Raw genomic sequence first — 7,144 nt, 5'->3', positions numbered from 1 at the left:
TGCAGGGGGGACCCTGTGGGAGAGTAGGACGCCGCCGAACAATTTTTAGCCGGTGTCCCGGACCTTGTGGTCCGGGACACCGGCATTTTTGCGTTTAGGGTGCAGTCATGCGCTACGACCTCATCATCTTCGACAACGACGGAGTGCTCGTCGACAGCGAGCCGCTCTCCAACCAGGTGCTGTCCGAGTACCTGACCGAACTGGGCTACCCCACCTCGTACGACGAGTCCCTCCGCGACTACATGGGCGCCGCCGTCCATCGCATTCACGACATCGTCCAGGAGCGGACCGGCCGGCAGCTGCCGGCGGAGTTCGACGAGACGCTGCACGCGCGGGTCTTCCACGCCTTCGAGCAGCATCTCCAGCCGGTGAAGGGGGCGGCCGAACTGCTGGAGTACCTGGTCGCCGAGGGGGTCTCGTACTGTGTGGCGTCCTCGGGCACCCATGAGCGGATTCGCGTCGGGCAGCGCAAGGCCGGGCTCGACGAGTGGTTCGAGGAGGAGTGGATCTTCAGCGCGGACGACGTCGGCAGAGGCAAGCCGGCGCCCGACCTGTTCCTGCACGCGGCACGGTCGATGGGCGTGGAGCCGGCCCGCTGCGTCGTGATCGAGGACAGCCCGCTCGGGGTGGAGGCCGCCGTCGCCGCGGGGATGGACGTATTCGGTTTCACCTCCATGACCCCCGCCGACCGGCTGGCCGGCGCGACCGAGGTGTTCACCGACCTGGGGGACCTTCCCCGGCTCCTCGCCTGACCCGCCCTCGGCGCCGGCCGCCGCGGCCTCGACCGCAGAACCCCCCGAGATTCGCTGTGTGATCCATCTACCCAGCGGTAGTTCCGGCCCGTACGCTCCCCGCCATGACTGCCACCCCCGATTCAGTGGCGCGACTGCGGCACGGCCGAATAGCCCTGGCCGTCAGCTTCTTCGTGCAGGGCGCGGTGTTCGCTCTGCTCGTGACCCGGATCCCGGCCATTCAGGATCAGTACGGGATATCCGACGGGCTGCTGCCCGTCTTCCTGGCCGCCGTGCCGATCCTCGCGGGCGCCGGCAGCGTCGGCGCCGAGCACCTGGTGGCGCGGGTGCGGCCGAGTGTCGTGCTGCGCTGGGTGCAGCCCGTCGTCTGCCTCGCGCTCCTCGCCGCGGGCTCCGGGGACGCGGTGTGGGAGGCGGCGGTCGCGCTCGGGCTGTTCGGGCTCGCGGTGGGCGGCCTGGACGCGTCGATGAACATGCTCGGCGTCAGTCTGCAGCGGGCGTACGGGCGGAGCATCATGCTGGGCTTCCACGCCGCGTACAGCCTCGGGGGGATCGTCGGGGCCTCGCTCGCCTGGGCCGGCGCGCACTGGCATCTCTCGCTCGCCGTCCTGTACGCGCCGCTGGTCGCGGTGGTGATCCCCGCGGCCCTCGTCGCCAGCCGCTGGTACGTGGACCGGCGCGGGCCGGAGCGGGCGGACCGGGACGGCGGGGCGGAGGGGGAGCCGGCGGCCCGGCCCGGTTCTCGGGTGGCCATGAGGCTGCTGTTGCCGCTGTGCCTGGTGATGGCCTTCGCCTATATAGGCGACTCGACGGTGTCCAACTGGAGCGCCAAGTACCTCCAGGACGTGCTCCACAGCTCGGAGCAGCTCTCCACGGTCCCGTACAACGTCTACATGGTCATGACCCTGCTGGGGCGGGCCGTCGGCGACCGCGGCGTGCGGCGGTTCGGGCCGGTCGCCGTCGTACGGGCCGGGGCGGTGGCGGCGGCGTGCGGCTTCGGGGCGGTCGCTCTCGCGCCCGGCGCCTGGGCCGGGATGCTCGGCTTCACGGTCCTCGGGCTCGGGCTGTCCGTGATCGTGCCGCAGACCTTCGCGGCGGCCGGGCGGCTGTTCCCCGGAGCGACGGATATCGCCATCGCGCGGCTGAACATCTTCAACTATGTGGGCTTTCTGATCGGTTCGCCGCTGGTAGGGGCTCTGGGGGACGCCTGGAGCTACCGCGGCGCGATGGCCGTACCGATGCTGCTGGTGCTCGCGATGCTCTTCTACGCCCACTCGTTCGGTTCCGCCGCCGACCGATACCGTGGCGGGCATGAGCGGCCGCGCACAGCTGATGTGGGATGAGGCAGTAACGGGCTACGACTTCGGTCCGGGGCACCCGATGGACCCGGTGCGGCTCGCGCTGACCATGCGGTTGGTCGAGGCGTACGGGCTGCACCGCGAGGTCGACGTGGTGGCCGCGAAGCCGGCCGGCGACTCCACGCTGCGGCTCGTGCACCGGCAGGACTACGTGGACGCCGTGCGGCGGGTGTCGGCCGATCCGGGCGCGGCCGACGGCACGTACGGGCTCGGGACCGTCGACGACCCGGCGTTCGCGGGGATGCACGAGGCGTCGGCGCTGATCGCGGGCCAGTCGGTGGGCGCGGCCGAGGCGGTGTGGCGCGGCGAGGCGCTGCACGCGGTGAACTTCACGGGCGGGCTGCACCACGCGATGCCGGGCGGCGCGTCCGGGTTCTGCGTCTACAACGACGCGGCGCTCGCGGTGGCGCGGCTCCTGGAGCTGGGGGCGCGGCGGGTCGCGTACGTGGATGTCGACGTGCACCATGGGGACGGGGTGCAGGCGGCGTTCTGGGAGGACCCGCGGGTGCTCACGGTCTCGCTGCACGAGCACCCCAGCACGCTCTTCCCGCAGACCGGCTGGCCGCAGGAGACGGGCGCGGACGGGGCCGAGGGCTCGGCCGTGAACGTCGCGCTGCCGGCGGGGACCGGGGACGAGGGGTGGCTGCGGGCGTTCCACGCGGTGGTGCCGGAGCTGGTGGCCGCGTTCGCGCCGGACGTACTGGTGACGCAGCACGGGGCCGACACGCACTTCGAGGACCCGCTGGCGCATCTGGCGGTGTCGCTGGACGCGCAGCGGATGGTGGCCGAGTCGTGCCACGCGCTGGCCCATGAGCACGCGCGGGGGCGCTGGGTGGCGCTGGGGGGCGGCGGGTACGCGGTGGTGGACGTGGTGCCGCGGACGTGGACGCATCTGGTGGGGATCGCGGCGGGGCGGGCGGTCCCGCCGGAGTCCCGGGTGCCGGACGAGTGGCGGCACGAGGTGTACCGGCGGACCCGGTCGGCGGCGCCGGCCCGTATGACGGACGGCCGGGCCCCCGGCTGGCGGGATTTCGTGGAGGCGGGATACGACCCGGCGGACCGGCTGGATCAGGCGATTCTCGCCACGCGGCGGGCGGTGTTCCCGGCGCACGGCCTGCTCCCGCTGCCCTAGCCTGCGGCTGCCTCCTGGCCGGCGGCCGGCCCTTGGGCGCCGCCCGCCCCGACGGCGACCGGACCGCCCCGTAGCGTGTGGTTTTGGTGATTTGCCCGCACCGTGCCGGGGCGGCGGGCCACCATGGAGCCCGTGGTGAGTTCATACGCCCTGCGCGCGCATCTGCTCGATGCCCGGCTGGCGGGCCCGGTGGCCACGAGCCGTGAGCGGAGCCTGCACCGCTACCGGCTCTTCGTCGCGCGCGACCCCCGTGCGCTGATCGGCCTGGAGCCCGAACGCGACTGGTCTCTGGTCGAGTTACTTGGTCTTATGGGCGAACGGTGCGGGGTTTCGGCCGATCCGGCACATACTTCCGGGCAGGATGTGATCGACCCCGACCGTACGGTGGAAGCCCTCGGATGCTTCGCCGACCGGCTCCGCGCGGCGGCGCGGGACGGGGCGGCCGTGCTGATCGGGACCGGTCATCCGCACCGGCTCCTGGGCTTCTACGCCTCGTTGGCCGCGGCCCTGTCGGCGGCGGGATGCACTGTCCTCACCCCGGCGCAGGGTCGAAGAGTCGACATGACGACCCGGTTCGGGGTACGCACGTACAACCTTGACTACGTACGGGGAGTCGCGATGGTGCGGGAACCCGGCGCGCGGGAGCCCGGTAGTACGCCGGGCGCACACACCCATTCCCCCCTCCCGATTCGTACCGCTCTGGGGGCCGCCGTAGACGCCCGGAGCGGACTGCCGACCCTCGTCATCGGGGATCACGGATGGGTCTGCGGAGCAGGTCAGCTGGGCATTGAGGCCATCGGTCTGGCGGACACGGACGATCCGGCGCTGTTCGTCGGGCAGGCCGAGGGGCGGGTGTCCGTCGCCGTTCCGCTTGATGACACTGTGCGGTCTGATTACTACCGACCGCTTACTCGCTATGTACTCAATCGAGCGTGTCTGTCACAGTAGGCGGCCGATCGCTGCTCCTCTTCCCCACTCGTATCACCCGCCCCTAACCTGGGGAGTGAGCGCGCAGCGACGAGGAGTCACCGGAGGGGAAGCCGGTGCCCGTCATGTGCGGAAGGTTCAGGTGTGACATGGCTGCTGGCGAGAGGCCTCTGAACGAGGTCGTGTTCCTGACCGTGGCGGAAGTCGCCTCGGTGATGCGAGTGTCCAAGATGACCGTGTACCGCTTGGTGCACAGCGGTCATCTGCCGGCGATCCGGGTGGGCAGGTCCTTCCGGGTCCCAGAGCAGGCGGTGCACGAGTACCTCCGTGAGTCCTACGTGGGGGTGGAGACCGCCTAGGGGGTGGGCTGGGGGACGCGTTTCCCCAGCGTGCGCCCGCACGAGCACCTCGGATTACGCCGATCGCTCGGTGCCGGGTAGGCTGGCCCGATGTAGGTAGTGTGGGCTCGGACGCCCCGCACCGAGTGATCGAAGTTAGCGAGGGTAGTCGTGGGCTCTGTTATCAAGAAGCGGCGCAAGCGGATGGCGAAGAAGAAGCACCGCAAGCTGCTCAAGCGCACGCGCGTTCAGCGTCGCAACAAGAAGTAAGCAGCGACGCTGTGTACGTCCCGCAGCCCTTCCACCGGATCACGGTGGAAGGGCTGCGGTGCTGTGCGGGCGGGGCGGCGACCCTGGGGGCAAGGCGTCGCTATGTGTGAACCCTTCGCTACGGCTTGAAATGTAGCTCCACGCATCGGGCGGTCATCACAGCGCAACAACGAGCCGCTACGGTGGCGGCCAAAGCTCCGCTCGTCGAGCGAGGTTTCGAGGGAAGGCGCTGATCTTGGGCAAGGTCGTGCTCGTCACCGGGGTCGCACGCCAGCTGGGCGGCCGTTTCGTACGGCGCGTCCAGCGGGAGCCCGACGTCGACCGGGTCATCGGCGTGGACGCCGTGCCACCCGAGCACCACCTGGGCGGGGCCGACTTCGTACGGGCCGACATCCGGCACCCCACGATCGGCAAGGTCCTCGCCGAGCACGGCGTCGACACCGTCGTCCACATGGACGTCAACGGCACCCCGCTCGGCAAGCGCGGCGGCCGGACCCTGGTCAAGGAGACCAACGTCATCGGCACGATGCAGCTGCTCGGCGCGTGCCAGAAGGCGCCGACCGTCAAGCGGCTCGTGATCAAGTCGAGCACCAGCGTGTACGGTTCCGCGCCCCGCGACCCCGCGATCTTCACCGAGACCACGCCGCCCAAGTCGCTGCCCAGCGGCGGCTTCGCCAAGGACACCGTCGAGGTCGAGGGGTACGTACGCGGGTTCGCGCGGCGCCGCCCGGACGTCGCCGTCTGCGTGCTGCGCTTCGCCAACGTGCTGGGGCCCTGCGCCGATTCGCCGCTCGCCGAGTACTTCTCGCTGCCCGTCCTGCCGACCGTGCTCGGCTTCGACCCCCGCCTCCAGTTCGTGCACGAGGACGACGCGATCGAGGTGCTGCGCATCGCCGCCGGCGAGCCGCGCCGCTCCACGCTCAACAGCGGCACCTTCAACATCGCCGGCGACGGCGTGCTGCTGCTCTCCCAGACCGCCCGCCGCCTCGGCCGCCCCACGCTCCCCTTCTTCCTGCCGACCGTCACCTGGATCGGCTCCGCGCTGCGCTCCCTCGGCGTCAGCGACTTCTCGCCCGAGCAGATCCGGCTGCTGACGCACGGGCGGGTCGTCCAGACCGCGCAGATGCGCGAGACACTGGGTTTTGAACCGAAATACACCACCGCGGAGGCGTTCGCGGACTACGCGCGCAGCCGCGGCCCGGGGCTGCTCCCGCCCGAGACCCTCGCCCGTACCGTCGACCGGATCGCCGCGGTGCTGCCAGTCGGCGGCGACCAGAATTGAGGAGCGCACCCAACATGGCGGACGCGAAGGTCATTCCGTTCGGCGAGGAACCGCGGTCCCGGCGCCGGGCGAGGCGCGCCGGACGCGCGAGCGGCCGGGCGGACGTCCCGCTGGCGCCCGTACCGCCGCAGCGGGAGGAGGACCCGGAGCCCGCCGGCGAGCCGTCGCGCCAGGACGGCGGCGGGGGCTGGGACCGGCGCCTCGCGCACGGGCTGAGCTTTCTGCGCCGCCGGATCACGGGCGAGTACGAGGTCGACGAGTTCGGGTACGACGAGGAGCTCACCGACCAGGTGATCATGTCGATGCTGCGCCCGTTCTACGACAAGTACTTCCGGGTCGAGGTGAAGGGCATCGAACACATCCCGTCCGAGGGCGGGGCGCTGATCGTCGCCAACCACTCCGGCACGCTGCCGCTCGACGCGCTGATGCTCCAGGCCGCGGTGCACGACGAGCACCCCGCCGAACGCCATCTGCGGCTGCTGGCCGCCGACCTCGTCTTCGTGCTGCCGGTGGTCAACGAGCTGGCGCGGAAGGCCGGGCACACGCTCGCCTGCGCGGAGGACGCGCAGCGGCTGCTGGAGCGCGGCGAAGTGGTGGGGGTGATGCCGGAGGGGTTCAAGGGGATAGGGAAGCCGTTCTCCGACCGGTACAAGCTCCAGCGCTTCGGGCGGGGCGGGTTCGTCTCGACGGCGCTGCGCGCCGGGGCGCCGATCGTGCCGTGCTCGATCGTCGGCGCCGAGGAGATCTATCCGATGATCGGCAACGCGCGGACCCTCGCGCGGCTGCTGGGCCTCCCGTACTTCCCGCTCACGCCGACCTTCCCGTGGCTGGGGCCGCTGGGCGCGGTGCCGCTGCCGACGAAGTGGACGATCCAGTTCGGGGAGCCGATCGCGACGGACGGCTATCCGCCGGAGGCGGCGGACGACCCGATGTTGATGTTCAACTTGACGGACCAGGTGCGGGAAACGATTCAGCACACGCTGTACAAGCTGTTGGTGCAGCGGCGTTCGGTGTTCTTCTAGGCGGATAGCAGACCGGCAGGTAGACAGACGCAGCGGAGGCGGGGAGGGCCGACCGGCCCTCCC

8 protein-coding genes are annotated in these 7,144 nt (G+C 71.1%); all 8 read left to right on the top strand.

What is annotated here, in order from left to right:
* Positions 1–107 precede the first annotated feature (107 nt).
* On the top strand, positions 108–752 hold the full coding sequence (locus AB0I49_RS38035) for an HAD family hydrolase (protein WP_363231814.1): 645 nt from the start codon (positions 108–110) through the stop codon (positions 750–752).
* Between the two features lie 104 nt (positions 753–856).
* The gene (locus AB0I49_RS38030) at positions 857–2,095 is read left to right on the top strand and encodes an MFS transporter (RefSeq protein ID WP_363231813.1); all 1,239 of its coding nucleotides are present in this window, start codon (positions 857–859) and stop codon (positions 2,093–2,095) included.
* Positions 2,064–3,242, top strand: coding sequence for an acetoin utilization protein AcuC (locus tag AB0I49_RS38025; protein WP_363231812.1), 1,179 nt, complete (start codon positions 2,064–2,066; stop codon positions 3,240–3,242). The genes AB0I49_RS38030 and AB0I49_RS38025 overlap by 32 nt, the downstream gene beginning before the upstream one ends.
* A gap of 132 nt (positions 3,243–3,374) precedes the next feature.
* Entirely contained in the window at positions 3,375–4,190 is an 816-nt protein-coding gene (locus AB0I49_RS38020) for a phosphatase (protein WP_363231811.1), read from the top strand.
* 128 nt (positions 4,191–4,318) lie between these two features.
* The gene (locus AB0I49_RS38015; RefSeq protein WP_031145511.1) at positions 4,319–4,528 is read left to right on the top strand and encodes a helix-turn-helix domain-containing protein; all 210 of its coding nucleotides are present in this window, start codon (positions 4,319–4,321) and stop codon (positions 4,526–4,528) included.
* A 150-nt stretch (positions 4,529–4,678) separates the two neighbouring features.
* Positions 4,679–4,777 carry an AURKAIP1/COX24 domain-containing protein gene (locus AB0I49_RS38010; RefSeq protein WP_003948845.1) on the top strand — a complete coding sequence of 33 codons (99 nt, stop codon included), beginning with the start codon at positions 4,679–4,681 and terminating at the stop codon, positions 4,775–4,777.
* A gap of 235 nt (positions 4,778–5,012) precedes the next feature.
* The gene (locus AB0I49_RS38005) at positions 5,013–6,059 is read left to right on the top strand and encodes an NAD-dependent epimerase/dehydratase family protein (RefSeq protein ID WP_363231810.1); all 1,047 of its coding nucleotides are present in this window, start codon (positions 5,013–5,015) and stop codon (positions 6,057–6,059) included.
* 14 nt (positions 6,060–6,073) lie between these two features.
* Positions 6,074–7,081 (top strand): lysophospholipid acyltransferase family protein, encoded by a 1,008-nt coding sequence (locus tag AB0I49_RS38000; protein WP_363231809.1) that lies wholly within the window; start codon positions 6,074–6,076, stop codon positions 7,079–7,081.
* Positions 7,082–7,144: the final 63 nt, after the last annotated feature.

Origin of the sequence: Streptomyces sp. NPDC050617 (assembly GCF_040654795.1) — a bacterium.
GTDB lineage: Bacteria > Actinomycetota > Actinomycetes > Streptomycetales > Streptomycetaceae > Streptomyces.
This window is presented reverse-complemented; position numbering and strand designations above follow the sequence as displayed.